The following is a 26,930-nucleotide window of genomic DNA, read 5'->3' as shown; positions in this document are numbered from 1 at the left end:
AGGGCGCAGATGAACATGCAGCTTTCCAATATATCCGGTGGCGGCAATACCCCGTCCGGACCGGTCACGGATGTCGCCGCCAAGATCGCGCTGGCGATGCGTGCAATGGGCGTGGTGGGCCTGCCGCGGAACTACGAAATCTTCTACGAAGTGTTCGCCGGCGCCAATCCCGAACTCAACGCCGAGCTCGGCAAGCTCGGCAATCGGCCGCGCCAGGACGACCTGGACCGTCTCAGCGTCAAATATTTTGCCCAGGCGAACGATCAGCTTGCCGTTGAGGACATTCGCAACCATCTCTCCGACAAGGTCGAGGAGGTGATGAAACTGTTCGAGAAGGAGCGGGTCCAGCTCGAGCGCTACGGTTCGATCCTCAACCAGACGTCGGACGGGCTGCATAAGCGCAATCTGGTCACGCAGGAAATCCTGCACCGGATATCGAGCATCATGTCGGCCGCCACGGACACCAAGATCGAGCAGGGCAAGCAAATTGTCTCCTCGATCGAGGACAAGTCGGCCGAGTTGGAGGAAGTAAAGACGAAGCTCGAGGAATATAAGAAGCTCGCCGACACCGACCCGTTGACCCAACTTTTCAACCGCCGCGCCTTCGACAAGGCGATGGCGCGGATCTACGACGACAAGAAGCGGGTGCTTTACAGTTGCCTGGTGATCGTCGACATCGACCGCTTCAAGCAGATCAACGACCGCTTCGGCCATCCGGTCGGCGACAAGATCATCCAGCACATCGCCGGTGTGGTTCAGTCGTCCGTCCCCGATGGCGTGATGGTTGCGCGGACGGGCGGCGAGGAATTCGCCGCGATCGTGGAAGGCATGAGCGAGGACGTGGCGGCAGAGGTCGGCGAAACCGTACGCAAAACGGTGGAAAAGCTGGCCGCGACGAATAACGGGACGGGCCTTTCCAGCGGCTCGATAACGGTCTCGGTGGGGATCTGCATGGCCGTTCAGGCCGAAAGCGCCGACGATCTCTATGTCAAGGCCGACCGCGCGCTTTACGTGTCGAAGGCGAACGGACGCAATCGCTGCACGCGATTTTCCGAGTTGCCCGACATGAAATCCCCAAAAGGCTGGCGCATCTATAGCCGCGACTGATGCCACCGCTCCGGGTCCGTACTCGTCGCCGATTTTACAGATCGTAAACGTTCGGTGTCGGCGGACTGACGAATGCCGCCGATTTTCCTAACCCGGTCTTTAAGGGCTGCGGCTAGCTTCTTCTCTCGTGATGAGGGGGTTGCATCGATGGCTGACGCGTTCAGGCGGCATCTCAGTATGATTGTGTCCCGGTTGGGGCAATCCAGTCTCTTGCGCTGGACAATGGCGGGCACGATCTGGTGCCTGTTCATCTCGTTGAGCTACCAGGCCGTCGCGGCGGCTGGGATCGGCGGTGAAGAACTCCGCAGCGGGCTGCCGGTCGCGGCGGTCTTGTTGCTCGTTCTGGCGGGTCCGATCTTGTTGTTTCTCGGCTACAAGCTGCGCGAATTGGCGCTTGCCAACCAGAAGCTGGGTCTGGTCGCCTCGACCGACAGCCTGACGGCGTGCCTCAATCGTGGCGCGTTTTCGACGCGGGTCGACGAAAGCCTGGCCGATGCCGGGCGTGGCACCAAGCGCATCAAGGGCGCCCTGCTGGTGATCGACGCCGATCACTTCAAGTCGATCAACGACAGTTACGGCCACGATCTCGGCGACGAGGCACTCAGGGTGATCGCCGCGGCGATCCGCGGCCAGGTGCGCAAGGACGACCTGGTGGGGCGTCTCGGCGGCGAGGAGTTCGGCGTTTTCCTGCCTGGCGCCTCGCAGGAAAACGCGGTCGGCGTGGCCGAGCGCATCCGCCGCAGCATCAGCGAATTGTCGTTCCGGCCGATGGGCAAGCCGCACCGGCTGACCGTCAGCGTCGGCGGCGTCAGCTTCGAGGATCAACTCGGGTTCGTGGAACTCTTCCGCATCGCCGACCGGCGACTCTACCAGGCCAAGAATAGCGGCCGCAACCGGATCGAGCTCACTCATATCCAGGCCTACGACATGAACGATCTGCCGGCCCTGCACTGATCGTTGCATGGCCGGCAGCAGGTCCCCGCCTCAGCGGGTGGGAACCGGGTGTTCGCCGCGGTAGTCGTAGAAGCCGCGGCCGGCCTTACGCCCCAGCCATCCGGCCTCGACATATTTAACCAGCAGCGGGCAGGGCCGATATTTCGAATCAGCCAGCCCGTCATAAAGCACCTGCATGATCGACAGACAGGTGTCGAGGCCGATGAAATCGGCGAGCTGGAGCGGGCCCATCGGATGGTTCGCCCCGAGCTTCATGGCCGTGTCGATCGCCTCCACCGATCCGACGCCTTCGTAAAGCGTGTAGATCGCCTCGTTGATCATCGGCAGAAGAATGCGGTTGACGATGAAGGCGGGGAAATCCTCGGCGACCGTGATCGTCTTGTCGAGGCTGCTCACGAACGCTTTAGCGGTCTCGAAAGTGGTGTCCTCGGTGGCGATGCCGCGAACAAGCTCGACCAGCTTCATCAGCGGAACCGGGTTCATGAAGTGAATGCCGATGAAACGCTCCGGCCTGTCGGTCTGGGCGGCCAGTCGCGTGATCGAGATCGAGGAGGTGTTGGTCGCCAGCAACGCCTCGGGATTGAGAAGAGGGCAGAGCTGGGCGAAGATCTTGCGCTTGATGGTTTCGTCTTCCGTGGCCGCCTCGATCACCAGGTCGGCGCCAGCGAGATCCTCCAGCTTGCTCGCGCCGGCGATGCGGGCGAGCGCGGCGGCGCGCTCCTTGTCGTCGAACTTTCCGGACGAGACCTGCCGCGCCATGTGGCCGTTGATCGTCGCGATGCCGTTTTCGACCTTCTCCTCGGAGAGGTCGTAGAGGAGCACCTGATAACCGGCCAGGGCGCAGACATGTGCGATGCCGCCTCCCATCTGCCCGGCGCCGATGATGCCGACGGTCTGGATTGTCATTTTCGTTTACCCGTGGAAAGCGGTTGCGCCCAAATTGTGCAGTTGCGAAAAATAGAAGCCGGGGTGGATTTCGTCCACCCCGGCTTTATCTCGTTGCCGCCTATGCGCGCTTTGGCCTCACAACGCCTTTTGAAGCTCGGGCAGGACGGTGAAGAGGTCGGCCACGAGGCCGTAATCGGCGACCTGGAAGATCGGCGCTTCCTCATCCTTGTTGATGGCGACGATGACCTTGCTGTCCTTCATGCCGGCCAGGTGCTGGATGGCGCCGGAGATACCGACGGCGATGTAGAGTTCGGGCGCGACCACCTTGCCGGTCTGGCCGACCTGCCAGTCGTTGGGCGCGTAGCCGGCATCCACGGCGGCGCGGGACGCACCGACGGCCGCACCGAGCTTGTCGGCGACCGGCAGGATCACCTCCTGGAACTTTTCCGCCGAGCCGAGCGCGCGCCCGCCCGAGATGATGACCTTGGCCGAGGTCAGCTCGGGACGGTCGCTCTCCGACAGCTTGTTCTCGACAAAGCGCGACAGACCCGGATCGGCGGCCGCGTCGACCGTCTCGACTGCTGCCGAACCGCCGCCGGCGGCGGCCTGGAACCCGGCGGTGCGCACCGTGATCACCTTGGTGGCGTCGCCGGACTCCACCGTCTGGATGGCGTTGCCGGCATAGATCGGCCGCTTGAAGGTCTTGGCGTCGACCACCTCGACGATGTCGGAGACCTGCATCACATCGAGCAGGGCCGCGACCCGCGGCATCACGTTCTTGCCCATCGTCGTGGCCGGCGCGACAAGCGCGTCATAGCCGTCGGCGAGCGATACGATCGTGGCCGCAAGCGGTTCGGCCAGGCGCTCGGCCAGCCCGTCGGCCTCGGCAAGCAGGACCTTGCGCACGCCCGAAAGCTTGGCCGCCGCGTCGGCGGCCGCCTTGGCGCCCTTGCCCGCGACCAGGATGTCGACATCCGAGCCGAGCCCGGCGGCGGCCGACAAGGCCTTGGCGGTCTGGTCGGACAGGGTGTCGTTGTCATGTTCGGCAATCAAAAGAGTGGCCATCGTCGTCGTCCTTGCCTTGCTTGTCCCGCTCGCTCCGGTCCGAATTCGGATCAGGCCGTGGCGAAAGCGGTTGGGTTCGAGAACCGGCGCGGAGCGTATTTGGATACGTGAGCACCGGAAGCACAGAGACCGGCCGCTTGCAGGCCGGCCTCAAGCGAATTCATTACAGCACGCCGGCTTCGTTCTTCAGCTTGTCGACCAGTTCGGCCACGTCCTTGACCTTCACGCCCGCCTTGCGGCCGGCCGGCTCCTCGGTCTTCAAAACCTTCAATCGCGGCGCGGTGTCGACGCCGTAATCGCCGGGCGTCTTTTCGTCCAGCGGCTTCTTCTTGGCCTTCATGATGTTGGGCAGGGAAGCATAGCGCGGCTGGTTCAAGCGCAGATCCGTCGTCACCACCGCCGGCAGCGACAGTTCGACCGTCTGCAACCCGCCATCGACCTCACGCGTCACCGTCGCCTTGCCGTCGGCGATCTCCACTTTGGAGGCGAAGGTGCCCTGGCTCCAGCCCAAAAGCGCCGCCAGCATCTGGCCGGTCTGGTTGGAATCGTCGTCGATCGCCTGCTTGCCAAGGATGACGATCTCCGGCTTTTCCTCCTCGACGATCGCCTTCAAAAGCTTGGCCACCGCCAGCGGCTCCAGAGCCTCGTCGGTCTTGACCAGGATGCCGCGGTCAGCACCCATCGCGAGCGCCGTACGGATCGTCTCCTGCGCCTGCTGCGGGCCGGCGGAAATCACCACGATCTCCTCGACCGTGCCAGCCTCCCTCAACCGGAGCGCCTCCTCGACCGAAATCTCGTCGAACGGGTTCATCGACATCTTCACATTCGACAATTCCACACCCGAACCGTCCGCCTTCACACGAGGCTTCACATTCGCGTCGATCACACGCTTGACCGGGACGAGGACTTTCATGCGCTCACAACCTTTCTGATGGATCGGATTTCGCGGCCTTTACCATTTGCGCGGCCATCTCGGCTAGTCCGATGCCGACACGCATCCCGAAAAACCGGCTTGGTCCGGGATGGAGGTGCGGCGACCGGCCGTCATGGGGTCTAGTGGCGATTGACGTGCACGTCAATATTGCCGGGATACAGGTATGTCATTGCCGGCCCCAGCGTGGCTTGTCGGTAACGGCGGGACCGTCGGGCGCCGTGGTTTCGGCGGTTTCGACCGCCTCGGGCGTGACGATTGCGCGGTCGAACAGCGGGACGCCGCGGCGGCGCATGATCAGCACCAGCGCGGCTCCGGCGACGATGCCGCCGACATGAGCGCCCCACGACACCTGGGAATCGTCGCCCACAACCAGCATCGCGAACTGGAACAGCACCCACAGGACGAGCGGGATGAAGGCGGGAATGCGCAGCGGGATGCGACCGAAGGCCAGCACCCACACTTTCACGCGCGGATGCAGGATCAGGTAGGCGGCGACGATGCCGGCGACAGCGCCCGACGCGCCGATCAGCGGCGCTTCGGAGGATGGCGCGATCGCCCCATGCAGCCAGGCGCCGGCGGCGGCGCAGGCGAGATAGAACAGCAGGAAGCGCCAATGGCCGAGCGCGTCTTCGACATTGTCGCCGAACACCCACAAAAACAGCATGTTGCCGCCGACATGGAAGACGTTGCCATGCAGGAAGGCATAGGTGAGATAGGTCAGGTCTTCCGGCACCAGCACCAGTTGCGGTGGCAACTCGGCGACGTCGTTGACGACCGCCGGCACATAGCCGAGGCCGTAGGCGGCCGCATGCATGGTCGTGTCGGACAGCGCGGTAAGGAAATACACGATCACGTTGATCGCGATCAGAGCGATCGTGACATATTGAAGCTTGATATGTTTCAGGCTGTTGGCGTCGTGCAGCGGAATGAACATCGCCGGCCCCCCACCGTCAACGATTTGCCCCGGGAACCCATAACACGTCGGTTGCGCCATTGTCATTGACCGCGCGGGCGGCCACGAACAGAAAGTCGGACAGCCGGTTGATGTAGCGCAACGCCTCGGGGCTGACGGTCTCGCCAGGCACCGACGATAGCGCCACCATCAGCCGTTCGGCCCGACGGGCGACGGTGCGGGCCAAATGCAGATGGGCGGCCGCCGGCGCGCCGCCGGGCAGGATGAAGGAACGCAGCGGCGCGAGCGCGGCATTCAGGCCGTCGATCTCGGTTTCGAGGCGCGTCACCTGGGAGGCGACGATGCGCAAGGGCTCGAAGTCGGCCTTCGCACCGGTGTCGGGTGTTGCCAGGTCGGCGCCGAGATCGAACAGATCGTTTTGGACGCGGGCCAGCATGACGTCGATGTCGGCGCCATCCTGCCCGATGTGGAGGCGGGCGAGGCCGACGCAGGCATTGGCCTCGTCGACCGTGCCGAAGGCCTCGATACGCGGATCGGATTTCGGCCGGCGCGTGCCGGCTACCAGCCCGGTCGTGCCGTCGTCGCCGGTGCGGGTGTAGATCTTGTTGAGTTTGACCATGTTCGTTGCGCTCTTTCCTTGTCGTCGGACGACGGGTTTTGGTGATCGGCGCCGGGCTCAGCCGCGGCTGAAATAGAGCGCGAGCACGATGAACACGAGCGCTATGAACTGCAGGATCACGCGTGCCTGCATCAGCTTGTTGGAAGTGCTGCCCGACCCTCCGCGCATCATATTGATCAGGCCGCGCAGAAGCACGAAGGCGACCGCGACCATGAAGACGATGGCCAGAACGTTGAAGACGGAAGACATGATCGTTTCTCCGAAAGGTCGGCGGTGCGGCCCGAGGGCCTAAGATTGGCTCGCCACGACGCGGTAAAACAAGGAGGCGGGCAGGAGTCGCTTCAACAGCAGTCCGGTTCTGGCCGGCAGTGTGACCGGATAATGCGGTTTCGGGCGCGGGCTGTCGAGCGCGTGCGCCAGAACGGCCATCACCGCGTCCGGCTCCAGCTTGAAGCGCGAACGCGTGCCGCCGGCGCGCATGCGGGCGAGTTGTGCCTGGTAGGCGCCGCGATGCGGCGAGTTTTCCACAGCGATGTTTTTTTCGAACCAGCCCAGCGCGGTGGTGGCGAAGCGCGAGCGAATCGGGCCGGGCTCGATCAGCGAGACATGGATGCCGGAGCCGGCAAGTTCGGCGCGCAGACACAGCATCAGCCCCTCGAGCGCGTATTTGGACGCGACATAGGCGCCGCGATAGGAAGCCGGCACCAGACCGAGGATCGAGGAGCAATGGACGATCCGGCCCCGGCCCTGCCGCCGCATCGCCGGCACCAGGCGCCGCGTGAGATCGTGCCAGCCGAAAAAATTGGCCTCGAACTGCTCGCGCAGCGCCTCCACGGGAAGGTCCTCGACGGCGCCGGGCTGGGCGTAGGCGCCGTTGTTGAACAACGCATCGATCCGTCCGCCGGTTCTATCGGAAACGGCTTCGGCCAGGGCCGCGATCGAATCGGGTTGGCGGTAGTCGAGGTAGAACGCCTCGATGCCGGCCGCTTCGAGAGCCGCGATATCGGCCGGCTTGCGCGCGGTGGCGAAAACCCGCCAGCCGCGCCTCGCGAGCGCGGCCGCGCAATGGGCGCCAATGCCGCTCGAGGCCCCGGTCACGATGATCGCGCGCGCGTCCTCCATCCGGCTTTCATCCTCTTGTGGCGACAAACACGGCTTGCCAATAGCGTCGGAGGCTTCACATATTCGGGGGCGGGAAACAATCGCGGGAAGGATTTATGCGTAGAATCGTCGCCGCGCGACGCATCATGAACGACGCCGTGGGCCATTTCGACGCCGATGACGGCTGGTCGATGGCCAGCCATCTCGCGCTGTCGGCGCTGATGGCGCTGTTTCCCTTTCTGATCTTCGCCACCGCGCTGGCGAGCTTTCTGGGCGCCAGCGCGTTTGCCGAGACGGCGGTGCACCTGGTCTTCGACACCTGGCCGCAGGAGATCGCCGAACCGATCGCCCGCGAGGTCTTCAACGTGCTGACCATCCAGCGCGGGGACTTTCTGACCGTCAGCGTGATCGCGGCGGCGCTGTTCGCCTCAAACGGCATCGAGGCGTTGCGCGTTTCGCTCAACCGGGCTTATCGGGTGACGGAGACGCGGTCGTTCCTCTATCGGCGCCTGCAGAGCTTCGCTTTCGTGCTGATCGCGACGATGGGTTTCCTGGCCATCAGCGTGCTCCTGGTGCTGGCGCCGCTGGCCGCGCGCATCGCCGAGCGGCAATTCTCGTGGATCGGACCCTATATGGGCACCATCACGCTGTGGCGTTACGTGATCGCCTCGTCGGTGATCGTCGTCGGCCTCGTGGCGGTTCATTTCTGGCTGCCTGCGAGCAAGCGGCGCTTCCAGGACGTGATCCCCGGCATCGTCCTGACCCTGTTCGGCTGGCTGGTCGGCTCGACGTTGTTCGCGGCCTATCTGGAGCGGTTTTCGACCTATGTGTCGACCTATGCCGGGCTTGCCTCGATCATGATCGCGGTTATCTTCCTTTATATCGTGTCGGTGATCTTCATCATGGGCGGCGAGGTCAACGCCGCCATCCGTCGCTATCGCGAGGCCCGGGCGCGTATTCGCGGCTGAGCCGTCGCCAGCCCGACACCGGCCGCCGCGATCGCCATGCCCGCGATTTGGATCAGGGACAATTCCTCGCCGAACAGCGCCCAGGCAAGCAGGGCCGTTACCGCTGGAACCAGGTAGAACAGCGACGCCACCTTCGACACCTCACCCTGACGCAACAGATACATCAAAAGGAAGATCGCGCCGATCGACAGGACCAGCACGAGCCAGGCGAAGGCGAAGATCAGTTCGCCGGTGACGACGAAGGTTCCGGTCTCGAAGGCGACGGCGACGAGCGCCGTCAACAGCGTGGCGCCGAGATATTGGTAGAACGCGCCGGTCGCCAGATCGAGATTGGTGACGAACCGCTTTTGCCAGACCGTGCCCGCGGCCATGCCGATAACGGCGACGAAGGCGGCCGCCAGATTGACCGGCGTAACGCCGCCGCCGATCGCGCCGAGCCGCGGCCCGAGCACGATCGCCACGCCGACGAAGCCGATGGCGAGGCCCAGCCAGTGGCGGGGCATGACCCGTTCTCCCAGGAAAACACCGGCCATGATCGCGGTGATCAGCGGCTGAAGACCGACGATCAGCGCTGTCAGCCCCGCCGGTAAACCGTTGCGGATCGCCCAGAAAACTCCGCCGAGATAGATGCCGTGCATCAGCATGCCGGCAACCATGGAATGCCAGGCCTGGGCCCCGGGGCGCAGCCGACCCGTTTCCAGGAAAGGCAACATCGCCGCCAGAAGCAGAAAGGTGATCGCCGAGCGCACCGCCAGGAAGCCGAACGGTTCCGACCAGGGCATGGCGTAGCGGGCGCCGATGAAACCGGTGGCCCAAAGAACGACGAACAGGGCGGGCGCGAGGCGTGAAATTGGCATTGGCGATTTATTGTCCTCGTCGGTGAAGGCCGGTTTGGGAATCGGCTCCGTTGATCTGACCATCGGTATTACGCGCCAGGGTCCTGACCCTAAGCAATTCGAAAGCAATTGCGACTAGGCTCAACCAGCCGCATACCACCGATCCAGCATGGCGGTGCGCGGGCACGGAGATCGGACGATGATCTGGAATCTCAGTTTCGGATGGCTGTTCATGGCCGTTGGTGCCGTGTGCATTCTTTCCTTCATTTTCGCGCTGGCGCTCAACGCCATCATCGGCCGCGACGGTTTCGGCCCCTTCGGCACTATGGCGGTGCTGACCGGCGGCTTCTTTGCGTCGATCTACGCGGTCAATGCCTACGGTATCAGCCTGCGCGAGGTTCAGGAGGCGGCGTTCGCCGGATTGAGCGGGGCTTTTGTCATCCTGCTGTTTCTTCTGCTGGTCAAGGGCGTCATTCGCCGGATTTGAGCGGGGCTCCGCCTGCCGCGTGCGGCAAGCCGACCATCCGCCTGATATCATCCGGCCGGGCGCCGCCGGCGCGCAAGGCCCGCAACGCCGTGTCGCCCCGGCTTTTCGACAGCTTGCGGCCGTCGGCGTCGAGGACGAGTTCATGATGCAGATAGGCCGGGACGGGCAGGCCAAGCAGATCCTGCAGCAGGCGGTGCACGGCGGTGGCGTAAAACAGATCGCGGCCGCGCACGACATGGCTGACGCCCTGGATGGCGTCGTCGACCACCACGCACAGATTGTAGCTCGCCGGGCTGTCCTTGCGCGCCAGAACGACATCGCCCCAGGCCGCAGGCTCCGCGCGCACGCGCCCGGTTTCGCCGTGAGGTCCGCCGCCATCCTCCATCCATTCAAGCGGGGCGGACAACCGGTCAAGCGCGGCCCGCATGTCGAGACGCCACGAAAAGGCCTGGCCGTCGGCCATGCGCCTTTGGCGCTCTCTGAGTGACAGTGTCTTGTCGCTCGGCGGATAAACGGGCGCGCCGTCGGGATCGCGCGGCCATGGCTTGTGCCCGATCTCGGCGTCGGCGATGAAGGCGCGCACTTCTCCCCGGCTCATGAAGGCGGGGTAGACCAGTTCCGCGTCGATCAGCCGGTCGAGCGCGCCGCGATAGTCGGGAAAATGGTCCGACTGACGGCGCATCGGCTCCTCCCACGACAAGCCAAGCCACGCCAGGTCGGCCAGGATCGCGACCTCATATTCGGGCCGGCAGCGCTCGGTGTCGATGTCTTCCATGCGCAAAAGCATGCGGCCGCCGCTCGCCGCGCACAGATCCGCATTGAGCAGCGCCGAATAGGCGTGGCCCAGATGCAGCGCGCCATTCGGGCTCGGCGCGAAGCGGAAGACCGGGACTGTCATGAGGCTTTTGTCGGCGGTTGGACGGACATGATGGCGATTGCTAGACTATCGTGCGTCAAACCGGAATGGGCGCGATGGGCGTTTTTCCACGTGCGCAGCGTGGTTCAATCAAGCCGTGAAGGCCCCCGAAGGCCGGATACGCGGCCAAAGCCGGCCGCCGGCGCGCGGTTCGGCTTCTGGCGAGGGGGAAGCGCCGTGCGCCGCATCAGTTCAATGGACGACGTCATGGCGGGTCTGGAGGCGCTGTGCGCCCTCGATCCGCGCCTGCGGGACGTGCGGGCGGCCGCCGGCGAGGTGCCGCTGCGCCGCATAGCGCCGGGCTTTGCAAGCCTGGTGTCGATCGTCGTGTCGCAACAGGTCTCGCGCGCCAGCGCGGATGCGATCTTCGGACGGCTCGCCGCTCTCGTGCGGCCGATGACCCCGCAGGCTCTCGGCGGCGCGAGCGACGACCTCTTTCGCGAGGCGGGCCTGTCGCGGCCGAAGCAGAAAACGCTGCGCGCTGTCGCGGGCGTGTTCGCTGAAAACGGGTTCGATCTCGACGCGGTGTGCCGACTCGATGCCGAGGAGGCGATCGCGCGCATGACGGCGCTGCACGGCATCGGCCCGTGGACGGCCGAGGTCTACCTGCTGTTCGCATCCGGCCATCCCGACATTTTCCCGGCCGGCGACGTGGCGCTGCAAAGCGCCGTGGGGCATGCTTTCGCCATCGACCCGCGGCCTGCCACCCGAGCTGTGGCCGAAATCGCCGAATCGTGGCGTCCCTGGCGCGGCGTCGCGGCGCGCCTGTTTTGGGCTTATTATCGCGAAATGAAGGGGCGCGATGCACTGCCGCCAGCCGTCAAACCCGCAATTATCGTGCGATAGGATGATTGGCGCGGCTTTCCGGCAACAGTTCTGTCACAATAGAAGCTTCACATTCCTGACATGTGTCGCTTAGATTATCCGCGCCGTTCAGGTCCTCAGGAAAGGAGACGACGGACGTGACGATTTCGGTGTCGCCGGACAGTCTGCCGGCCCTGGTGCTTAACGCCGACTACCGCCCGCTCAGCTACTTTCCCCTGTCGCTGTGGTCGTGGCAGGACGCTATCAAGGCGGTGTTCCTCGACCGGGTCAACATCGTCGCCGAGTACGAACATGCCGTCTCATCGCCTTCGTTCTCGATGCGGGTGCCGAGCGTGGTATGCCTCAAAGCCTATGTAAAACCTTCGCGCCATCCCGCCTTTACCCGGTTCAACGTCTTCCTGCGCGACCGTTTTCAGTGCCAGTATTGCGGCGCGCGCGAGGAGCTGACTTTCGACCATGTCGTGCCGCGCCGCTGCGGCGGGGCTACGACCTGGGAAAACGTGGTCGCGGCATGCTCGCCCTGCAACCTGAGAAAGGGCGGCATGATGCCGTCGCAGGCGCGCATGTGGCCGACCCAGACCCCTTTCCAGCCGACGGTTCACGATTTGCACAACAACGGACGGTTGTTTCCGCCCAACCATCTGCACGAAAGCTGGATGGATTATCTTTACTGGGACGTCGAACTGGAGCCGTAGGTTTCCGGGCGCGGTGTCCCCGCGCAATCTCAGCGTCCTGCGCCGGTGCCTCGCGAACGAACCGGAGAGGCCGGCAGCGGGAACACCACATCATACGCCCAGTTGAAGACGAAGGCGTAGACCATGTAGAAAACGGCGAAAGAGACGTCCATCATCAGAGCCTGCAGCACGCCGACGCCCAAATACCAGGCGATGAACGGCAGCAGCACCAGAAGAAGCCCTATCTCGAAAAGTACGGCGTGGGCCACCCGTATTGCCGGCGATTTGCGGACATCGCCCGCGAGGCGCAGCATCGCGTGGTCGAAGAGCAGATTGTAGAGATAGTTCCACAAGGTCGCGATCGTCGCGCTGACAAGCGCGACAATGCCGATATCGTGGATCGGCATGCCGAACGCCCAACCACCGAGCGGCGTGACAATGATCAGGCCGATGATCTCGAAGCTGATGGCGTGACGGATACGGTCCTTGGTGGTGCGCATTTTGAACCCCCATTTGATACTTCGGGCCGTCCCGAACAGGCGTCCCGGATGGGGGAGGTCGTCCTCGCTTCGAGCGTCGATATAGGATCGCGACCCGGCGATGCAAGAGCGTCGTGTTCCCGGTCGGGCGCTGGATGCGCCGCCGGGCCGCATTATCCACGATTGTCAGGCGCACCCTTGATCGCGGCGCGCAGCGCGGCAGCGGCAAGCATCAGGCTGGCGATCGCGTTCCATCCGGCGAAGGACAGCCCCAGAACCCTGAGCGAGGCCTTGTCGCAGGAGGGCGGGATCACGGTGTTGATCGCGTCGAGAATGCCGCCCTCGCTCGAGGGTGGCGCGGCGACCGCGCCGCAATCGGCCGGCCCGGCCCACCAGCCCCATTCGACACCGGAATGGTAGACGGCGAGATAGAGCCCGTAGACCATCAAGAGACCGCCGGCCGCGATCAGCAGCCGCGCGATCCAGCCGGGTGCGCGCATCAGCGCGGCGAGGCCGGCGACGGCCATCAACGGCGCGCCGATATAGTAGGGCATGCGCTGTTCGAGGCAGAGCTTGCAGGGAATGTAGCCGCCCAGATGCTCGAAGCCGAGCGCAGCGCCGACGACGACCGCCATCGCCGCGAGCAGGAAAAACGCCGTCGCCGCCAATCTGTTGCTGCCGTTGGTCATGGTGGTGGTCATGGGATCAGAAGATATATTTCACGGCGACGAAACCACCGATCAGGAGCACCATGAAAAGGGTGAAAAGAAGGCCGAGATTGCGCTCGATGAAGGTGCGGATCGGCTCGCCGAAGCGGTAGAGCAGCCAGGCGACGAGAGTGAAGCGCATGCCGCGGCCGATAATCGACACGATCAGGAAGGTCAGGAAATTCAACCCGGTGAAACCGGAAAAGATCGTCAGCACCTTGTAGGGAAACGGCGTGACGGCGGCGAACAGCACACCCCAGCCGCCCCAGCGGTCGTACCAGCCCTGCACCTTGGCGAAGGAGTCCTCGGCGCCGTAAAAGGCAAGGATCGGCTGTCCGAGAAGGTCGAACAGGAATGCGCCGATCAGATAGCCGAGCACGGCGCCGGCCACCGAGGCCACCGTGCACAATGCGGCGTAGCGCAGCCATTTCGCGCGTTCGGCAAGCACCATCGGTATCAGCAGGACATCCGGCGGGATCGGAAACACCGAGCTTTCGATGAAGGAGACGCCGGCGAGCGCCTTTTCGGCGTCGCGCGTCGCGGCCAGCGACATGGTCCAGTCATAGAGTCGGCGAAGCATGGAAAAATCCCGTGAGCCAGTATGGGTCGATCCGTTCAGCAAAGGCTCTAGAGCCGTTCATCCTCAAATGGAAGCAGTTTGCGCGGCGCCGGCCCCGCCTTTTGGAAACAAGGTTTCCGGCGTCGGGCAGTTGACGGACAGGGCCCCGGCCGTATAGTCCGCAGCCGTCCGGCTCGTGGCCGGTCGCCCTATGGGCCCCTGTGGCGGAATTGGTAGACGCGCGCGACTCAAAATCGCGTTCCGCAAGGAGTGCTGGTTCGATCCCGGCCAGGGGCACCATTTTCCACACTCGCGCATGAGATGCGTGGAGTCTGTTCGAAGTCCCCGAGTTCTGGCAAAACCGGGTCCCGCCTTGGGGGCGGGACGGGTTTTGTATTGTCGAATGGGGCATATCAACCACGATGCTTGAACGCGGCGAAGATTACGACCGGCTTTACGCCCGGTTCCGTTGGCAGACCCCTGCCCGGTTCAATATCGGCGTCGCCGTGGCCGACGCGTGGGCGGCGCACGCGCCGGACCGGATCGCGCTGATCGACGATGCCGGCGACGAGGTCGCGGCGACGATGAGCTATCGTATGCTTGCGGAGCGCTCGAGCGCGTTCGCCAACGCGATGCGCGCGCTCGGCGTTTCCCGCGGCGACCGGGTGGCATTGCTCCTGCCGCAGAGCTTCGAGACCGCGATCAGCCATGTCGCGATCTACAAGCTCGGCGCCATCGCCGTGCCGCTGGCGCTTTTGTTCGGGGTCGAGGCGCTGGAATACCGGCTGCAGACGGCCGGGGTGTCGGCGGTGGTGACCAACCATGCCGGCCTGGCCAAGCTGGCGCCGCTGCGCGCACGCTTGCCGGCGTTGCGCAGCGTGATCGTGACCGGCGACGCGGGCGAGGGGGCGGTCTCCTTCGACGCGCTGGTGGCGGGCGGGTCGGCGCGGTTCGAGGCCGAGAAGACCGGACCCGACGATCCGGCGATGATGATCTTCACCTCCGGCACCACCGGGCCGCCCAAGGGCGCGTTGCACGGCCACCGGGTGCTGCTCGGCCATGTGCCCGGCGTGCAGATGCCGCACGAATTCCTGCCGCAACCCGGCGACCGGCTCTGGACGCCGGCCGATTGGGCCTGGGCCGGCGGTCTGCTCAACGTGCTCTTGCCGGGCCTGCTTCTCGGCGTGCCGGTGGTGTCGTCGCGCGCGGAAAAGTTCGATCCGGAGGCGGCGTTCGCGCTGATGGCGCGCCGCCAGGTGCGCAACGCCTTCATACCGCCGACCGCGCTCAGGATGATGAAGGCCGTGCCGGACGTACGCGAGCGGTTCGCGCTCGATTTGCGCACGGTCGGCTCGGGCGGCGAGGCGCTCGGACGGGAAACCTATGACTGGGCGCGCGGCGCGCTCGGCGTGACGATTAACGAGTTTTACGGCCAGACGGAGTGCAATCTGGTGTTGTCGTCCTGTGCCGCGCTCGGCGTCAGCCGTGCCGGCGCGATCGGCAAGCCGGTTCCCGGCCATCAGGTCGCGATTGTCGATCATGACGGCAATCCCCGCCCGGTCGGCGAGGCCGGCCAGATCGCGGTGCGGCGTCCGGACCCGGTGATGTTCCTCGAATATTGGCAGAACCCGCAGGCGACCGCGCAGAAATTCGTCGGCGACTGGATGCTGACCGGCGACCAGGGTACCGCCGACGGCGACGGCTATATTCATTTCTTCGGCCGCGACGACGACGTCATCACCTCGGCCGGCTACCGGATCGGCCCGGGCGAGATCGAGGACTGCCTGACCGGCCATCCCGCGGTCGCGTTGGCGGCGGCGGTCGGCAAGCCGGACGCGATCAGGACCGAGATCGTCAAGGCCTATGTGGTTCTGAAGGACGGGCATGCGCCCTCGGAGGCGCTGAAATCGGACATCAGTCTGTGGGTGCGCGAACGGCTTTCCGCGCATGAATATCCGCGCGAGGTCGAGTTCGTCGATTCGATGCCGCTGACGACCACCGGCAAGGTGATCCGGCGCATCTTCCGCGACCGCGCCGGCCGCGAGGCCCGATCCGGTCCGGATTGACCCTGATGGCTGAGCGGCTCAGCGTCTGCCGATCAGCCCCTTGATGCGTCGGCGCAGAATGCGCGCCAGATTGCGGGTTTCGCGGTTCAAATGGATCTGGCCGGCGGCCTGGCGGGTCTGCCGGTCCGTGTCCGGCGCCAGCCCGACGACCATCGTGCCCATCTCGCGCCGTTCGCTCCACAAACGGCTCATGATCGGGTGATCGGGCACGGCGCAGGAATCGGTGGAGTCGATATTGGGATCGTCCAGATGCTGGCGCGTGACCTCGATCATCAGCAGCGTGCCGGGGGAGTAGGCGGCATGGTTTTCATCATAGGCCGTCTTCCACGTATAGGCCTGGCCGGCCTCGACGAACACGATCAGGCTGGCGATCGCGGCGCCGTCGAGGCTGAGCGTGTGAATCCGGCACAGATCACGCTGCGCGAGCCGGTTGATCGCCTCGCGCGCGAAGGCGGCCCGGTAACGGTCGATCACCATGGCCGTGCGCTCGCGACCCTTCCAGCCCGAGGCCTCCAGCGCCAGGAAGGTCTCCAGCGCGTTGCGGATCTCGTCAGGCTGGCGCGCTACCGAATAGACGAGATCGCCGGTTTCGGCGAGCCGGCGCTTGAGGCGGCGGAATTCGCGGAAATGATGCGATTTGAGCGATGTGCGCAGATAGGTCTCGGCATCCAGGTCGCTGTCGAGGAAAGGGCGCATGCTGCGCGCGGTGGTCACCACGGGTAGGTCGAGCCCGATGGCGGCGGTGCGGATCAGGCGGGCGACCGGACCGTCCATGCGCAGGTCGGGCAGGATCAGCACCCTGGGCAGGTTCAGATGCTTTCGGCCCAGCATGGAAAAGAAATCCTCGAGCACCCCGACGGGGTCGTCACGATCGACCAGCGGTGTGCCGAGCGGGCCGAACGGGCTCGACCAGGTCCGCATCACCGGCACGCTCAACGGGACCGCGGGTTTCTCCACGGAAAAGGGAACGAGCAGGCGCAGCCGGTTCTTATCCCTGTCGCCGTCGCGGATGACGGCCAGCCGCACCTCGCGGTCCTCCAGCCTGGGCATGGCCGGCGCCAGAAAGCGCGGATTGAAGAAGATGTTGGGCTCGACCGTGCGTACGCACAAAAAATCCAGCTCCTCGACCAGGTCGAAACCGGCCGAGGCGGGATAGACCGCCAGACGCCGCGGCGCGGCGCCGGCGGCCTGGATTTCCACCTCGACCTGCTGCAGCGCTTCGCCGCTCACGCCGGCGAGGTTGGCGATCAGCGGGCTCGAGGCGCTCGTACTGGTTTCCTCGATCAGGGGAATGGCGGCCATATCAACCTCGCGCTTCGTGCGATGACGGCAAAAACACCAGCATGACGATGCCGAGGCGGCGCCATACGGTGAAGGACAGGGCGAGCGCCTCGAACGCCATGGCGATCGCCGTCGCGATCGCCGCGCCCCACAGCCCGAATTCGGGGATGAGGATGAAGTTGAGCGCGATGTTGAGCGACAGCGCCAGGGCGTAGACCATGGCGCACACATTCTGGTTGCCGGTCATGGTGAGCAGGCTTTCAGCCGGGCCGACCGCCGCGCGCGCCACCACGCCGCCGACGAGCACGAACAAAAGCGGATAGCCGGCGACGAATTCGGGCCCGAACAGGGACAGCATAGGCTTGCCAAGCAGAAGGACGGCGACCGCCATCGCCAGCGACGGCCAGAAGGTCCACGAGGCGGTCTCACGGGCAAAGGCGCTCAGCAGTTCGGTGTCGCCGGTATGGGTGATGCTGGCGTAACGCTGGGCGACGCCGGCCTTGACGGCGAAATAGACGAAATGAACCAGCGCCAGCGTTTTTACCGTTGCGAAATAGACGGCGACCTGGTCCGGCGGCATGAAACGTCCCACCATCAGCACATCGGCGTTGGTGAGCAGGAAGAAAAAACTCTCGACCAGGAAGATCGGCATCGAAACCAGGATCCACTGACGCAGCAGGAAGGTCCGCGGGCCGGGTTCCAGGCGCCGGTCCACCCGGCCGGTCACCGACACGAGTTGGATGATGGTGGTGGCATAGGTGGCCATGATGGCCGCGATGATCGCGGTGACTGCGCAGGGCTGGAAGCCGGCCAGAAGTGACCCGCCCATGAAGACCAGGATGAGCACCGGCCGGATCAGATAGGTCGGCGAGAGCGCGGAGATCGCCCAGGCATTGGCGCGTGAGATGCCCTGGAGCGCATCGGACAGCGAAATCATCGGCAGGCAGACGATGCCGAGATAGAAGGGGACGACGTAGTAGGATTCGATCGCCGGGGCGAACAGCCAGATGCCGGCTGCGCCGATCGCGGCCACGATCGTGGAGGCGATCAGGACGAAGAGCCGGCTGGCCAGAAGGATGCCGCGCAATTCGGCCAGCCGCCCCTTTTGGCGGTATTCGGGAATGAAGCGGATGATCGAGGTGTGGAAGCCGAGACAGGAGAGGTTGCCGACGATCACCATCGTGACCCAGACGAGGACGAAGATCCCGTATTCGAAACTGCCCATCCAGCGCGCGAGCAAAACCTGGCTGACGAAGGCGATGACGGCGTTGACGATGCGGATGAAGAAGGCGATCAGCGACATGCGCCCGGCCTCGCCACGCGCGTCGGCTCCCGAAAGAACGGAGTCGATCAAGCCCAGCAAGGGACGCGCGCGGAGCGCCAGGCGCTCCGGCAAAAGCCGTTCCGCAGTGGTGGCGGCGGAAAATCGCACGCACTACATCTCCGTTTTCCGTCCTCCGTTGCATAAAGGACAACCTTTAAGAAACGGTTCGGCGGCGCCTTCGGGACAGGCGGCGAGCGGGTGCGGCCGGCGGCTATTTCCGGTCCTGGTCCTTCAGCGCCTGGGCGAGCGGCATCGTCGCCGAACCCGGCCTGGCCGGTTTCGGTTGCGAGGCGTCCGGCGCCCAGCCCGACAGCCAGATTAGCGAGAAGGTGGCGCGCAGGCGTCCGTCCGGATCGGCAAATCGCTCGGCGTAGAGGTCGGCCGCGCGTAGGAAGACCTGCTTGCGGGTCGGCCGTTTCAGCCGGCCGAAAAGCGTGTTGGTGGCGCCCATCTGGCGCAGATCGCGCAACAGCGCGAACATGTCGGAATAACGCACGGTGATGGTTTCGATGTCGGCGACCGGCAGGGCGAAGCCGGCCCGCTGCAGCAGGGCGCCTGCCGCCCGCACATCGGCGAAGGGCAGGACCCGGGGGCTGGCACCGCCGGTGATTTCGGTTTCGGCGACCAGCAGGCAATGGCGCAATTCCTCCAGCGTGCCGGCGCCGGCGAAGGCGGCCAGGAACAGGCCGTCCGGGCGCAGGGCGCGGCGGATCTGGATCAGCGCGCCCGGCAGATCGTTGACCTCGTGCAGGCAGAGCAGGGAGACGGCGAGATCCAGGCTTTCAGGTTCGAGCGGCAGGCGTTCGCCATCGGACACGAAGCCGGCGCCGCCTTCGAGGAAGGCCGGATCGGGCTCAACGCGCACGACATTGCCGGCGCGGCCGGAGGCGCGCATGGCCAGCGCGGCATGCGGTGTCAGGCATTGGATGGCGGCACAGTCGACGAAACGCCGTTCCACGGTCGCCAGCCGGTCGCCCAGTTCCTCGGCCGTGCGTTCCATCAGGAAGGTCGCGATCGGCCGGGTCCCGGCCAGCAGACGCTTCTTGCGCGCGATCGAGAGGTCTAGATCAAGGATGTCGTCCATCTGGTCATGTTTCTCGCGTCGGCCGGTTCCGGTCGGGGGAATGGCTGACGCCGCCTGATTTTGGTAATTTGCCGGTCATGGGACCAGCGTGGTGAACTATAGGCTCGGCGAGATCAAGCGTGTGGTGCGCGGCGGCGCCGCCCTGTTCGGCGCGTTCGCCTTCCCGCCGACATGCGCGGGCTGTCGCAAGCTAGTGGTGGAACCCGGTACGCTGTGCGGCGAGTGCTGGCGCGACCTGGCTCTGATCGAGCGTCCCTATTGCGAGGTGCTGGGCATTCCGTTCGTCTGCGAGATGGGTGACAAGGCGGTTTGTCTGGCCGCGATCGCGGAACCGCCGCCCTTTGCGCGTGCACGCGCCGCGGTCGCCTATGCCGGCGTGGCGCGCCGGCTGGTGCAGGGGCTGAAATTTCGCGACCGAACCGACCTCGCACCCTGGATGGCGGGATGGATGATACGCGCCGGAGTTGAGCTTCTCGGCGATGCCGACATGATCGTGCCGGTGCCGCTGCACCGGCGGCGCTTCCTTGTCAGGCGCTTCAACCAGGCGGCCGAATTGGCCCGCGCGATCGCCGCTCGCGCCGAGATCGCGTTCGAGCCGGAGCTCGTCCTGCGTGCGCGCAGCACGCGCCAGCAGGTCGGGCTCGGCCTCAACGAACGCCGGTCCAACGTGAGGGGCGCGTTCGCGGTGCCGGCGGGGCGGCGGGCGATGATCAAGGGCCGGCGGGTATTGGTCGTCGACGATGTGTACACCACCGGGGCCACGGTCAGCGCGGTCGCCCGCGCTCTTGTCCGGGCCGGGGCGGGGGCGGTCGACGTGCTCACATTCGCGCGGGTTTTGTCGGAGGACTTCCGGGACGATGCGGCTGCGCCTATATAGGGGGCGGAAACCGGAAGCGATCATGGTTGATGTGACGATCTATACCCGCGCGATGTGCGGCTACTGTACGGCGGCGAAGCGGCTTCTCGACAGGAAGGGCGTTGGCTATGTCGAGCACGATGCGAGCTTCTCGCCGGAATTGCGCAGTGAAATGATGACGCGTTCAGGCCGCGCGACCTTTCCGCAAATCTTCGTCGGTGACGTCCATGTCGGCGGCTGCGACGAGCTTTTCGCGCTCGAAGAGGGCGGCAAGCTCGACATGCTCCTCGCCAATGGTTCGTTCGTCTGAGGGGCAGCGATGAGCATTTTTAAAGCCGCCGCGCTGCAGATGCGATCGGGCATGGACCCGGCGCGCAACGCCGCCGATTTCGAGGCACTGGTCCGCGATGCCGCCGGTCGGGGCGCTACTTATGTGCAATCTCCGGAAATGACCGGCGCGCTGGTGCGTGACAGGGAAACGTTGCGGCGGATCGTCAAGGACGAGGCCGGCGACCTTCTGGTCGCCGCCGCCCGGCGGCTTGCCGCCGAACTCCAAATTGCCGTCCATCTCGGATCGACCGCGATCGCGCTGCCGGGCGGCAAGGTGGCCAACCGGGCGTTCGTGTTCGACAGGACCGGCGCGTTGGTTGCGACCTATGACAAGATCCACATGTTCGACGTCGACCTCGATAATGGCGAGAGCTGGCGCGAATCGGCGACGTACCAGCCGGGCGAGCACGCGGTCGTGGCAACGCTTGCCGGCGTCCCGTTCGGGCTGGCGATCTGTTACGATTTGCGCTTCCCGCATCTTTTCCGTGCCGAGGCGCTGGCGGGCGCGGCGGTGTTGAGCGCGCCGGCGGCTTTCACCCGCCAGACCGGCGAGGCCCACTGGCATGTGCTGACACGGGCACGGGCGATCGAGAACGGCGCCTGGTTGGTCGCGGCGGCGCAGGGCGGGCTCCACGAGGACGGCAGGGAGACTTTCGGCCATTCGGTGATTGTCGATCCCTGGGGCGCGGTGGTGGCCGAGATCGCCGGCGACGAGCCGGGCATCGCCCTTGCCGAGATCGACCCGCGCGCCAGCGCCGCCGCGCGCGCGAAAATCCCCAACCTGCAGAACGCGCGCGAGTTCGGTGTCGACGTGGTCGCTGACGACGACGCTTCGGTGCGGAGAGCGGCGTCTTGATCCGGTTTTCGCTTCATTGCGATACAGGCCACGACTTCGAGGCCTGGTTTCGCGGCAATGACGATTACGACGCCCAGGCCGCGCGACATCTCGTGGCCTGTCCGCAGTGCGGGTCGACCAAGGTCGAAAAGACCCTGATGGCGCCGGCCGTGTCGACGGGCCGCCGCAAGGAGAAGCTGGCGCTGGCGGCCAATGCCGAGCAGAAGAAGGCAATGGCCAAGCTGAAGGAACTGGCGCACAAGATGCGCGAGAACGCCGACTATGTCGGCGACAAATTCGCCGAGGAAGCGCGCAAGATCCATTTCGGCGAAACCGAAGCCCGTGGCATCTATGGCGAGGCGACGGCGGAGGAGGCCAAGGGGCTTGTCGAGGACGGGGTCGAGTTCATCCCGATTCCGGATTTTCCCGACGACAAGAACTGAGCGGGACCGCCGTCGGATCGTTGCCGCGCACCGCATCGAGCGGGGCGGTCGAGATGCGGTATGTCCTGTCTCAGTCGTCCGCAGGCTTCTTTTCGGCTAGAACCATGTAGTTGACGTCCATGTCGCGCGAGCGCTGCCAGCGGTCGCCGAGCGGATTGTAGACGACGCCGGTGCGGTCGATAACGTTCATGCCGGCCGCGTTCAACGCGGCTTCCAGCTCGGCGGGCCGCACCAGCTTGTTGAACTGGTGCGTGCCGCGCGGCAGCCAGCGCAACACATACTCCGCGCCGAAGATCGCCAGGCCGAGCGCCTTGAGCGTGCGGTTGATGGTGGCGACCACCATGATCCCGTCGGGTTTGACCATCTGGCTGCATTTGGCGAGGAACAGGTTCATGTCCGAAACATGCTCGACCACCTCCATGTTGAGGACGACGTCGAATTCCTCGCCCGCCTCGGCGAGCGCCTCGGCGGTGGTCGCGCGGTAATCGATCTTCAGATTGCCTTCCGCGGCATGCAGCTTGGCGACCTCGATATTGGTTTCGGAGGCGTCGGCACCCACCACTTCGGCGCCGAGCCGCACCATCGGCTCGCACAGCAAGCCGCCGCCGCAGCCGATATCGAGGATGCGCAGGCCCTGGAACGGCCGCGACGAGCGCGGATCGCGCCCGAAACGGACCGCGATCTGGTCGCGGATATAAGCCAGGCGAACCGGGTTGAACTTGTGCAGCGGGCGGAACTTGCCCTTCGGATCCCACCATTCCGCGGCCAGGGCGGAAAAGCGTGCGACCTCGTCGGTGTCGATCGTCGTTGGTTGCGTCTCGGGCATCCGGCGGTCTCCTCTACGCCGGACATCAAGTCGGGTCCGAGGCGGCCAAAGTCAAGACGCCAAAATTGTCACAGCGACAAGACGAGTCCGGTTGCCGGCGCGAAGGCATGGCGCGGCGTTGGCTTGCGGACCCACCCCCTTTGCATTATGGAAACCGCGCATCGCGCCCCGTTCTACGGACGCGCGTTCCTTTCAAATCCGCCCGCAGGCAGCCGGGCGCATTCCGCTACAGGGTTCGACGGTTTCATGGCGCGTATCGTGATGAAATTCGGCGGGACGTCCGTCGCCGACATCGATCGCATCCGCATCGTTGCCCGCCATGTCAAACGCGAGGTCGATGCCGGGCACGAGGTCGCGGTGGTGGTGTCGGCCATGGCCGGCAAGACCAATGAACTCGTCGCCTGGACGCGCGAGGCCTCGCCGCTGCACGACGCGCGCGAATATGATGCGGTGGTGGCGTCCGGCGAGCAGGTGACGGCCGGATTGCTGGCGATCACGCTGCAGGCGATGGGCGTGCATGCGCGCTCCTGGCTCGGCTGGCAGATTCCGATCCGCACCGACAACGCCCATGGCGCGGCCCGCATCACCGAGATCGACGGCTCGTTCCTGATCAAGCGCTTCGGCGAGGGCCAGGTGGCCGTGATCGCCGGCTTCCAGGGCATCGGACCCGACAACCGGATCGCCACGCTCGGACGCGGCGGCTCCGACACGTCGGCGGTTGCGATCGCCGCGGCGGTGGGCGCCGACCGGTGCGACATCTACACTGACGTCGACGGCGTCTACACCACCGATCCGCGCGTGGAACCCAAGGCGCGCCGATTGGCGCGCATCTCGTTCGAGGAAATGCTGGAAATGGCCTCGCTTGGCGCGAAGGTGCTGCAGGTGCGCTCGGTGGAACTCGCCATGGTGCACAAGGTTAGAACATTCGTCAGGTCGTCGTTCGCCGATCCGGACGCGCCCGGCATGGGGGATTTCGACAATCCGCCCGGCACGCTCATTTGCGAAGAGGATGAAATCGTGGAACAGCAGGTCGTCACCGGCATCGCCTATGCCAAGGACGAGGCCCAGATTTCGCTGCGGCGGGTCGCCGACCGGCCCGGCGTCGCCGCCGGGATATTCGGTCCGCTCGCCGAGGCCAGCATCAATGTCGACATGATCGTCCAGAATATCTCCGAGGACGGTTCGCGCACCGACATGACGTTTACCGTACCGTCGAGCGACGTCGACAAGGCGCTGGCGGTGCTGAACAAGGTGCGCGAGACGATCGGCTTCGACGCGGTTCAGCACGAGGCCGGCATGGTCAAGGTGTCGGTGATCGGCATCGGCATGCGCAGCCATGCCGGCGTTGCCGCCACGGCCTTCAAGGCGCTGTCGGAAAAGGGGATCAATATTCGCGCGATCACGACCTCGGAGATCAAGATATCGATCCTGATCGACGGTCCCTATGCCGAACTCGCCGTGCGTACTTTGCATTCCGTCTACGGGCTGGATAAGCAGTAGACCAATGATTTGAGCGCGACCCGGCCGCCGTGGCGATGCCCGCCCGGCGGAGAAACGGTCGTTGGAGAGACGCCGATGCGCGAAATCGCCGGCAGCCCGCGGATATTGCTGAAGCGACTGCGCGAGCTCATGGCCGAAGCCGTGGAGCCGCAGGAGCGGCTCGACCGGATCGTGCGCGAGATCGCCGCCAACATGGTCGCCGAGGTGTGCTCGCTTTACGTGCTGCGCGCCGACGCGGTGCTGGAACTCTACGCCACGGAAGGCCTCAATCCCGGTTCGGTCCATTTGGCGCAACTGCGCCTCGGTCAGGGCCTCGTCGGCACGATCGCGGCGAGCGCGCGTCCGCTCAATCTGTCCGATGCGCGCAACCATCCCGCCTTCACCTACCTGCCGGAAACCGGCGAGGAGATCTACAATTCCTTCCTCGGCGTGCCGGTGCTGCGGGCTGGCCGCACACTGGGCGTGCTCGTCGTCCAGAACAAGACCAACCGGCAATATGGCGATGACGAGGCCGAGGCGCTCGAAACCACGGCGATGGTGATTGCCGAAATGATCGCAACCGGTGATTTGCGTCGGCTGACCCGGCCGGGCATGGAGCTCGACCTGAGCCGGCCCGTCAGTCTGACCGGGGCAGGCTTCAATGAGGGCGTCGGGCTCGGCCATGTCGTGCTGCACGAGCCGCGCATCGTCGTCACGGAATTGTTCAACGAAGATGTCGACCTGGAGCTGAAGCGGCTTGAAACCGCGCTCGGGTCGCTGCGGCTTTCGATCGACGACATGCTGTCGCGCCGCGAGGTTGCTTTCGAGGGCGAGCACCGCGCGGTGCTGGAAGCCTACCGTATGTTCGCGCATGATCGCGGCTGGGTGCGCCGGCTTGAGGAGGCCATCCGCAACGGCCTGACGGCGGAAGCGGCGGTGGAGAAGGTTCAGTCGGATATGCGCGCGCGCATGCTGCACATGACCGACCCTTATCTGCGCGAGCGGATGAACGATTTCGATGACCTCGCCTACCGGCTGCTGCGCCAGCTCATGGGGCGCGGTCCCGAGGAGATTGCCGCCTCGCTGCCCAAGGACGCCATCATCGTCGCCCGCTCGATGGGCGCGGCCGAACTGCTTGACTATCCGCGCGGCAAGCTGCGCGGGCTGGTGCTCGAGGAAGGCGCGGTGACGAGCCATGTGGTGATCGTCGGCAAGGCGATGGGCATCCCGGTCGTCGGCCAGGCCAAGGGCGCGGTGTCGATGGCCGAGAACGGCGACGCGCTGATCGTCGACGGTGACGACGGCAAGGTTCATCTCAGGCCGCAATCCGATGTCGAAGCAGCCTATGCCGAAAAGGTTCGTTTCCGAGCCAAGAAGCAGCAGCTTTATCGCGAATTGCGCGACCGGCCGTCCGTGTCGAAGGACGGGATCGCGGTCGAATTGATGATGAATGCCGGCCTCGCGGTCGATCTGCCGCAGCTCGCCGAAGCGGGCGCGGCGGGGATCGGGCTTTTCCGTTCCGAACTGCAGTTCATGGTGGCGGCGACCTTTCCCCGCGCCCAGGAGCAGGAAAAGCTTTATCGCGAGGTGATCGAGGCGGCCGGACCGAAGCCGGTGACCTTCCGCACCATCGATATCGGCGGCGACAAGGTGCTGCCCTATTTCCGCGGTGCGGAGAAGGAGGAGAACCCCGCGCTGGGCTGGCGGGCGATCCGGCTGACGCTCGACCGCCCGGGATTGCTGCGCACCCAGTTCCGGGCGCTGCTCAAGGCGGCTGCGGGCCGCGAGTTGCGGGTGATGCTGCCGATGGTGACGGAGATCGGCGAGATCACCAAGGCGCGCGGCCTGATCGAGCGCGAGGTGCGGCAGTTGGCGCGGTTCGGCTACGCGCTGCCGACAAGCCTGAAGCTCGGCGCCATGATCGAGGTGCCGTCGCTTCTGTTCCAGCTTCCCGAATTGATGCGCGCGGTCGATTTCGTGTCGATCGGCTCCAACGATTTGTTCCAGTTCATGACCGCGACCGACCGTGGCAACGGCCTGTTGGCGGGGCGTTTCGACCCGCTTTCAGTGCCGTTCCTGCGGGTCCTGAAATCGGTGCTCGACGCTGGGCGGGACGCGGGCAAGTCGGTGACACTGTGCGGCGAACTGGCCAGTCGGCCGATTTCGGCGATGGCGCTGGTGGGGCTCGGCTTTCGGGCGATTTCGATGTCGCCGGCCGCGATCGGACCGGTGAAGGCGATGCTGGCCGACCTGCCGGTCGGTGAACTCGAAGGGCTGATGATCCAACTGCTCAAGGAGAGCGCCGTTGACATGGACGTGCCGGCCCGGCTTCGCGCCTTCGCCGACGAATTCGACATTTCCTGCGAGACCTGAC

29 protein-coding genes and 1 tRNA gene are annotated in these 26,930 nt (G+C 65.2%); 14 read left to right on the top strand and 16 right to left on the bottom strand.

Features of this window, described 5'->3' with window-relative positions; all coding sequences use genetic code 11:
• The first annotated feature begins 9 nt into the window (after positions 1-9).
• Positions 10-1,107, top strand: a complete 1,098-nt coding sequence (locus tag GN330_RS02420; protein WP_246188471.1) for a GGDEF domain-containing protein — start codon at positions 10-12, stop codon at positions 1,105-1,107.
• A gap of 222 nt (positions 1,108-1,329) precedes the next feature.
• Complete coding sequence (locus tag GN330_RS02415) at positions 1,330-2,061, top strand: GGDEF domain-containing protein (RefSeq protein ID WP_197435000.1); 732 nt, start codon at positions 1,330-1,332, stop codon at positions 2,059-2,061.
• A 30-nt stretch (positions 2,062-2,091) separates the two neighbouring features.
• Here the strand turns inward: GN330_RS02415 and GN330_RS02410 are convergent, their stop codons facing one another.
• The 7 genes from GN330_RS02410 to GN330_RS02380 all read right to left on the bottom strand — a co-directional run bounded on the left by GN330_RS02410 (position 2,092) and on the right by GN330_RS02380 (position 7,602).
• Positions 2,092-2,967 (bottom strand): 3-hydroxybutyryl-CoA dehydrogenase, encoded by an 876-nt coding sequence (locus GN330_RS02410; protein ID WP_156711042.1) that lies wholly within the window; start codon positions 2,965-2,967, stop codon positions 2,092-2,094.
• A 117-nt stretch (positions 2,968-3,084) separates the two neighbouring features.
• Positions 3,085-4,014 carry an electron transfer flavoprotein subunit alpha/FixB family protein gene (locus GN330_RS02405; RefSeq protein ID WP_156711040.1) on the bottom strand — a complete coding sequence of 310 codons (930 nt, stop codon included), beginning with the start codon at positions 4,012-4,014 and terminating at the stop codon, positions 3,085-3,087.
• Positions 4,015-4,177: 163 nt separating this feature from the next.
• On the bottom strand, positions 4,178-4,927 hold the full coding sequence (locus GN330_RS02400) for an electron transfer flavoprotein subunit beta/FixA family protein (protein WP_156711038.1): 750 nt from the start codon (positions 4,925-4,927) through the stop codon (positions 4,178-4,180).
• Positions 4,928-5,114: 187 nt separating this feature from the next.
• On the bottom strand, positions 5,115-5,882 hold the full coding sequence (locus GN330_RS02395) for a rhomboid family intramembrane serine protease (RefSeq protein WP_156711036.1): 768 nt from the start codon (positions 5,880-5,882) through the stop codon (positions 5,115-5,117).
• A 16-nt stretch (positions 5,883-5,898) separates the two neighbouring features.
• Positions 5,899-6,480 (bottom strand): cob(I)yrinic acid a,c-diamide adenosyltransferase, encoded by a 582-nt coding sequence (locus GN330_RS02390; protein ID WP_156711034.1) that lies wholly within the window; start codon positions 6,478-6,480, stop codon positions 5,899-5,901.
• A 57-nt stretch (positions 6,481-6,537) separates the two neighbouring features.
• The gene (locus tag GN330_RS02385) at positions 6,538-6,729 is read right to left on the bottom strand and encodes a twin transmembrane helix small protein (protein ID WP_156711032.1); all 192 of its coding nucleotides are present in this window, start codon (positions 6,727-6,729) and stop codon (positions 6,538-6,540) included.
• A 39-nt stretch (positions 6,730-6,768) separates the two neighbouring features.
• A complete protein-coding gene (locus GN330_RS02380; protein ID WP_156711031.1) occupies positions 6,769-7,602 on the bottom strand; it encodes an SDR family oxidoreductase in 834 nt (277 codons plus the stop codon).
• Positions 7,603-7,697: 95 nt separating this feature from the next.
• On the opposite strand from GN330_RS02380, the gene GN330_RS02375 reads away from it, so the two are divergent.
• A complete protein-coding gene (locus tag GN330_RS02375; protein WP_156711029.1) occupies positions 7,698-8,549 on the top strand; it encodes a YihY/virulence factor BrkB family protein in 852 nt (283 codons plus the stop codon).
• Here the strand turns inward: GN330_RS02375 and GN330_RS02370 are convergent.
• A complete protein-coding gene (locus tag GN330_RS02370; RefSeq protein WP_156711027.1) occupies positions 8,516-9,406 on the bottom strand; it encodes a DMT family transporter in 891 nt (296 codons plus the stop codon). The two genes, GN330_RS02375 and GN330_RS02370, sit on opposite strands and share 34 nt — an antisense overlap.
• A 178-nt stretch (positions 9,407-9,584) precedes the next feature.
• On the opposite strand from GN330_RS02370, the gene GN330_RS02365 reads away from it, so the two are divergent.
• The gene (locus GN330_RS02365) at positions 9,585-9,872 is read left to right on the top strand and encodes a hypothetical protein (RefSeq protein WP_156711025.1); all 288 of its coding nucleotides are present in this window, start codon (positions 9,585-9,587) and stop codon (positions 9,870-9,872) included.
• On the opposite strand, the gene gluQRS is transcribed toward GN330_RS02365, so the two are convergent.
• The gene (gluQRS, locus tag GN330_RS02360) at positions 9,856-10,770 is read right to left on the bottom strand and encodes a tRNA glutamyl-Q(34) synthetase GluQRS (protein ID WP_156711023.1); all 915 of its coding nucleotides are present in this window, start codon (positions 10,768-10,770) and stop codon (positions 9,856-9,858) included. The genes GN330_RS02365 and gluQRS overlap by 17 nt on opposite strands.
• 195 nt (positions 10,771-10,965) lie before the next feature.
• On the opposite strand from gluQRS, the gene GN330_RS02355 reads away from it, so the two are divergent.
• The gene (locus tag GN330_RS02355; RefSeq protein WP_343040178.1) at positions 10,966-11,634 is read left to right on the top strand and encodes a DNA-3-methyladenine glycosylase family protein; all 669 of its coding nucleotides are present in this window, start codon (positions 10,966-10,968) and stop codon (positions 11,632-11,634) included.
• A 116-nt stretch (positions 11,635-11,750) separates the two neighbouring features.
• The gene (locus GN330_RS02350; RefSeq protein ID WP_343040176.1) at positions 11,751-12,308 is read left to right on the top strand and encodes an HNH endonuclease; all 558 of its coding nucleotides are present in this window, start codon (positions 11,751-11,753) and stop codon (positions 12,306-12,308) included.
• A 29-nt stretch (positions 12,309-12,337) separates the two neighbouring features.
• Here GN330_RS02350 and GN330_RS02345 read toward each other — a convergent pair whose 3' ends face one another.
• The 3 genes from GN330_RS02345 to GN330_RS02335 form a co-directional block, all read right to left on the bottom strand.
• Entirely contained in the window at positions 12,338-12,787 is a 450-nt protein-coding gene (locus GN330_RS02345) for a PACE efflux transporter (protein ID WP_156711021.1), read from the bottom strand.
• A 152-nt stretch (positions 12,788-12,939) separates the two neighbouring features.
• Positions 12,940-13,467: a disulfide bond formation protein B gene (locus tag GN330_RS02340; RefSeq protein ID WP_156711019.1), complete on the bottom strand. Its 528-nt coding sequence runs from the start codon at positions 13,465-13,467 to the stop codon at positions 12,940-12,942.
• Between the two features lie 4 nt (positions 13,468-13,471).
• Positions 13,472-14,053 carry a YqaA family protein gene (locus tag GN330_RS02335; RefSeq protein ID WP_156711017.1) on the bottom strand — a complete coding sequence of 194 codons (582 nt, stop codon included), beginning with the start codon at positions 14,051-14,053 and terminating at the stop codon, positions 13,472-13,474.
• A gap of 194 nt (positions 14,054-14,247) precedes the next feature.
• Here GN330_RS02335 and GN330_RS02330 point away from each other — a divergent pair.
• Positions 14,248-14,332: transfer RNA gene (locus GN330_RS02330), tRNA-Leu, on the top strand.
• Between the two features lie 122 nt (positions 14,333-14,454).
• A complete protein-coding gene (locus GN330_RS02325; RefSeq protein WP_156711015.1) occupies positions 14,455-16,098 on the top strand; it encodes an AMP-binding protein in 1,644 nt (547 codons plus the stop codon).
• Between the two features lie 18 nt (positions 16,099-16,116).
• Here GN330_RS02325 and GN330_RS02320 read toward each other — a convergent pair whose 3' ends face one another.
• The 3 genes from GN330_RS02320 to GN330_RS02310 form a co-directional block, all read right to left on the bottom strand.
• Complete coding sequence (locus GN330_RS02320; protein WP_156711013.1) at positions 16,117-17,400, bottom strand: GNAT family N-acetyltransferase; 1,284 nt, start codon at positions 17,398-17,400, stop codon at positions 16,117-16,119.
• Between the two features lies 1 nt (position 17,401).
• The gene (locus tag GN330_RS02315; protein ID WP_343040175.1) at positions 17,402-18,811 is read right to left on the bottom strand and encodes a lipopolysaccharide biosynthesis protein; all 1,410 of its coding nucleotides are present in this window, start codon (positions 18,809-18,811) and stop codon (positions 17,402-17,404) included.
• A gap of 103 nt (positions 18,812-18,914) precedes the next feature.
• On the bottom strand, positions 18,915-19,787 hold the full coding sequence (locus GN330_RS02310) for a methyltransferase domain-containing protein (RefSeq protein ID WP_156711011.1): 873 nt from the start codon (positions 19,785-19,787) through the stop codon (positions 18,915-18,917).
• 112 nt (positions 19,788-19,899) lie between these two features.
• On the opposite strand from GN330_RS02310, the gene GN330_RS02305 reads away from it, so the two are divergent.
• From GN330_RS02305 to GN330_RS02290, 4 genes are read left to right on the top strand one after another with little or no spacing between them, the layout of a single operon-like run.
• The gene (locus GN330_RS02305) at positions 19,900-20,664 is read left to right on the top strand and encodes a ComF family protein (RefSeq protein ID WP_343040350.1); all 765 of its coding nucleotides are present in this window, start codon (positions 19,900-19,902) and stop codon (positions 20,662-20,664) included.
• Positions 20,665-20,686: 22 nt separating this feature from the next.
• The gene (grxC, locus tag GN330_RS02300; protein WP_156711009.1) at positions 20,687-20,953 is read left to right on the top strand and encodes a glutaredoxin 3; all 267 of its coding nucleotides are present in this window, start codon (positions 20,687-20,689) and stop codon (positions 20,951-20,953) included.
• Between the two features lie 9 nt (positions 20,954-20,962).
• Positions 20,963-21,829 carry a carbon-nitrogen hydrolase family protein gene (locus tag GN330_RS02295; RefSeq protein WP_156711007.1) on the top strand — a complete coding sequence of 289 codons (867 nt, stop codon included), beginning with the start codon at positions 20,963-20,965 and terminating at the stop codon, positions 21,827-21,829.
• A complete protein-coding gene (locus GN330_RS02290) occupies positions 21,826-22,251 on the top strand; it encodes a DUF1178 family protein (protein WP_156711005.1) in 426 nt (141 codons plus the stop codon). The genes GN330_RS02295 and GN330_RS02290 overlap by 4 nt, the downstream gene beginning before the upstream one ends.
• Positions 22,252-22,321: 70 nt before the next feature.
• On the opposite strand, the gene ubiG is transcribed toward GN330_RS02290, so the two are convergent.
• Positions 22,322-23,077 carry a bifunctional 2-polyprenyl-6-hydroxyphenol methylase/3-demethylubiquinol 3-O-methyltransferase UbiG gene (ubiG, locus tag GN330_RS02285; protein WP_156711003.1) on the bottom strand — a complete coding sequence of 252 codons (756 nt, stop codon included), beginning with the start codon at positions 23,075-23,077 and terminating at the stop codon, positions 22,322-22,324.
• 246 nt (positions 23,078-23,323) lie between these two features.
• Between ubiG and GN330_RS02280 the strand changes: the two genes are divergently transcribed.
• Positions 23,324-24,577 (top strand): aspartate kinase, encoded by a 1,254-nt coding sequence (locus GN330_RS02280; protein WP_156711001.1) that lies wholly within the window; start codon positions 23,324-23,326, stop codon positions 24,575-24,577.
• A gap of 75 nt (positions 24,578-24,652) precedes the next feature.
• On the top strand, positions 24,653-26,929 hold the full coding sequence (gene ptsP, locus GN330_RS02275; RefSeq protein ID WP_156710998.1) for a phosphoenolpyruvate--protein phosphotransferase: 2,277 nt from the start codon (positions 24,653-24,655) through the stop codon (positions 26,927-26,929).
• Position 26,930 lies beyond the last annotated feature (1 nt).

It is taken from the genome of Nitratireductor arenosus (assembly GCF_009742725.1).
GTDB classification, from domain to species: Bacteria; Pseudomonadota; Alphaproteobacteria; order Rhizobiales; family Rhizobiaceae; genus Mangrovimarina; species Mangrovimarina arenosa.
This window is presented reverse-complemented; position numbering and strand designations above follow the sequence as displayed.

Coding starts and splice junctions, on each gene's coding strand:
- GN330_RS02420 (WP_246188471.1), top strand. CDS start 10: ATGAACATGCAGCTTTCCAATATATCCGGTGGCGGCAATACCCCGTCC.
- GN330_RS02415 (WP_197435000.1), top strand. CDS start 1,330: ATGGCGGGCACGATCTGGTGCCTGTTCATCTCGTTGAGCTACCAGGCC.
- GN330_RS02410 (WP_156711042.1), bottom strand. CDS start 2,967: ATGACAATCCAGACCGTCGGCATCATCGGCGCCGGGCAGATGGGAGGC.
- GN330_RS02405 (WP_156711040.1), bottom strand. CDS start 4,014: ATGGCCACTCTTTTGATTGCCGAACATGACAACGACACCCTGTCCGAC.
- GN330_RS02400 (WP_156711038.1), bottom strand. CDS start 4,927: ATGAAAGTCCTCGTCCCGGTCAAGCGTGTGATCGACGCGAATGTGAAG.
- GN330_RS02395 (WP_156711036.1), bottom strand. CDS start 5,882: ATGTTCATTCCGCTGCACGACGCCAACAGCCTGAAACATATCAAGCTT.
- GN330_RS02390 (WP_156711034.1), bottom strand. CDS start 6,480: ATGGTCAAACTCAACAAGATCTACACCCGCACCGGCGACGACGGCACG.
- GN330_RS02385 (WP_156711032.1), bottom strand. CDS start 6,729: ATGTCTTCCGTCTTCAACGTTCTGGCCATCGTCTTCATGGTCGCGGTC.
- GN330_RS02380 (WP_156711031.1), bottom strand. CDS start 7,602: ATGGAGGACGCGCGCGCGATCATCGTGACCGGGGCCTCGAGCGGCATT.
- GN330_RS02375 (WP_156711029.1), top strand. CDS start 7,698: ATGCGTAGAATCGTCGCCGCGCGACGCATCATGAACGACGCCGTGGGC.
- GN330_RS02370 (WP_156711027.1), bottom strand. CDS start 9,406: ATGCCAATTTCACGCCTCGCGCCCGCCCTGTTCGTCGTTCTTTGGGCC.
- GN330_RS02365 (WP_156711025.1), top strand. CDS start 9,585: ATGATCTGGAATCTCAGTTTCGGATGGCTGTTCATGGCCGTTGGTGCC.
- gluQRS (WP_156711023.1), bottom strand. CDS start 10,770: ATGACAGTCCCGGTCTTCCGCTTCGCGCCGAGCCCGAATGGCGCGCTG.
- GN330_RS02345 (WP_156711021.1), bottom strand. CDS start 12,787: ATGCGCACCACCAAGGACCGTATCCGTCACGCCATCAGCTTCGAGATC.
- GN330_RS02340 (WP_156711019.1), bottom strand. CDS start 13,467: ATGACCACCACCATGACCAACGGCAGCAACAGATTGGCGGCGACGGCG.
- GN330_RS02335 (WP_156711017.1), bottom strand. CDS start 14,053: ATGCTTCGCCGACTCTATGACTGGACCATGTCGCTGGCCGCGACGCGC.
- GN330_RS02325 (WP_156711015.1), top strand. CDS start 14,455: ATGCTTGAACGCGGCGAAGATTACGACCGGCTTTACGCCCGGTTCCGT.
- GN330_RS02320 (WP_156711013.1), bottom strand. CDS start 17,400: ATGGCCGCCATTCCCCTGATCGAGGAAACCAGTACGAGCGCCTCGAGC.
- GN330_RS02310 (WP_156711011.1), bottom strand. CDS start 19,787: ATGGACGACATCCTTGATCTAGACCTCTCGATCGCGCGCAAGAAGCGT.
- grxC (WP_156711009.1), top strand. CDS start 20,687: ATGGTTGATGTGACGATCTATACCCGCGCGATGTGCGGCTACTGTACG.
- GN330_RS02295 (WP_156711007.1), top strand. CDS start 20,963: ATGAGCATTTTTAAAGCCGCCGCGCTGCAGATGCGATCGGGCATGGAC.
- ubiG (WP_156711003.1), bottom strand. CDS start 23,077: ATGCCCGAGACGCAACCAACGACGATCGACACCGACGAGGTCGCACGC.
- GN330_RS02280 (WP_156711001.1), top strand. CDS start 23,324: ATGGCGCGTATCGTGATGAAATTCGGCGGGACGTCCGTCGCCGACATC.
- ptsP (WP_156710998.1), top strand. CDS start 24,653: ATGCGCGAAATCGCCGGCAGCCCGCGGATATTGCTGAAGCGACTGCGC.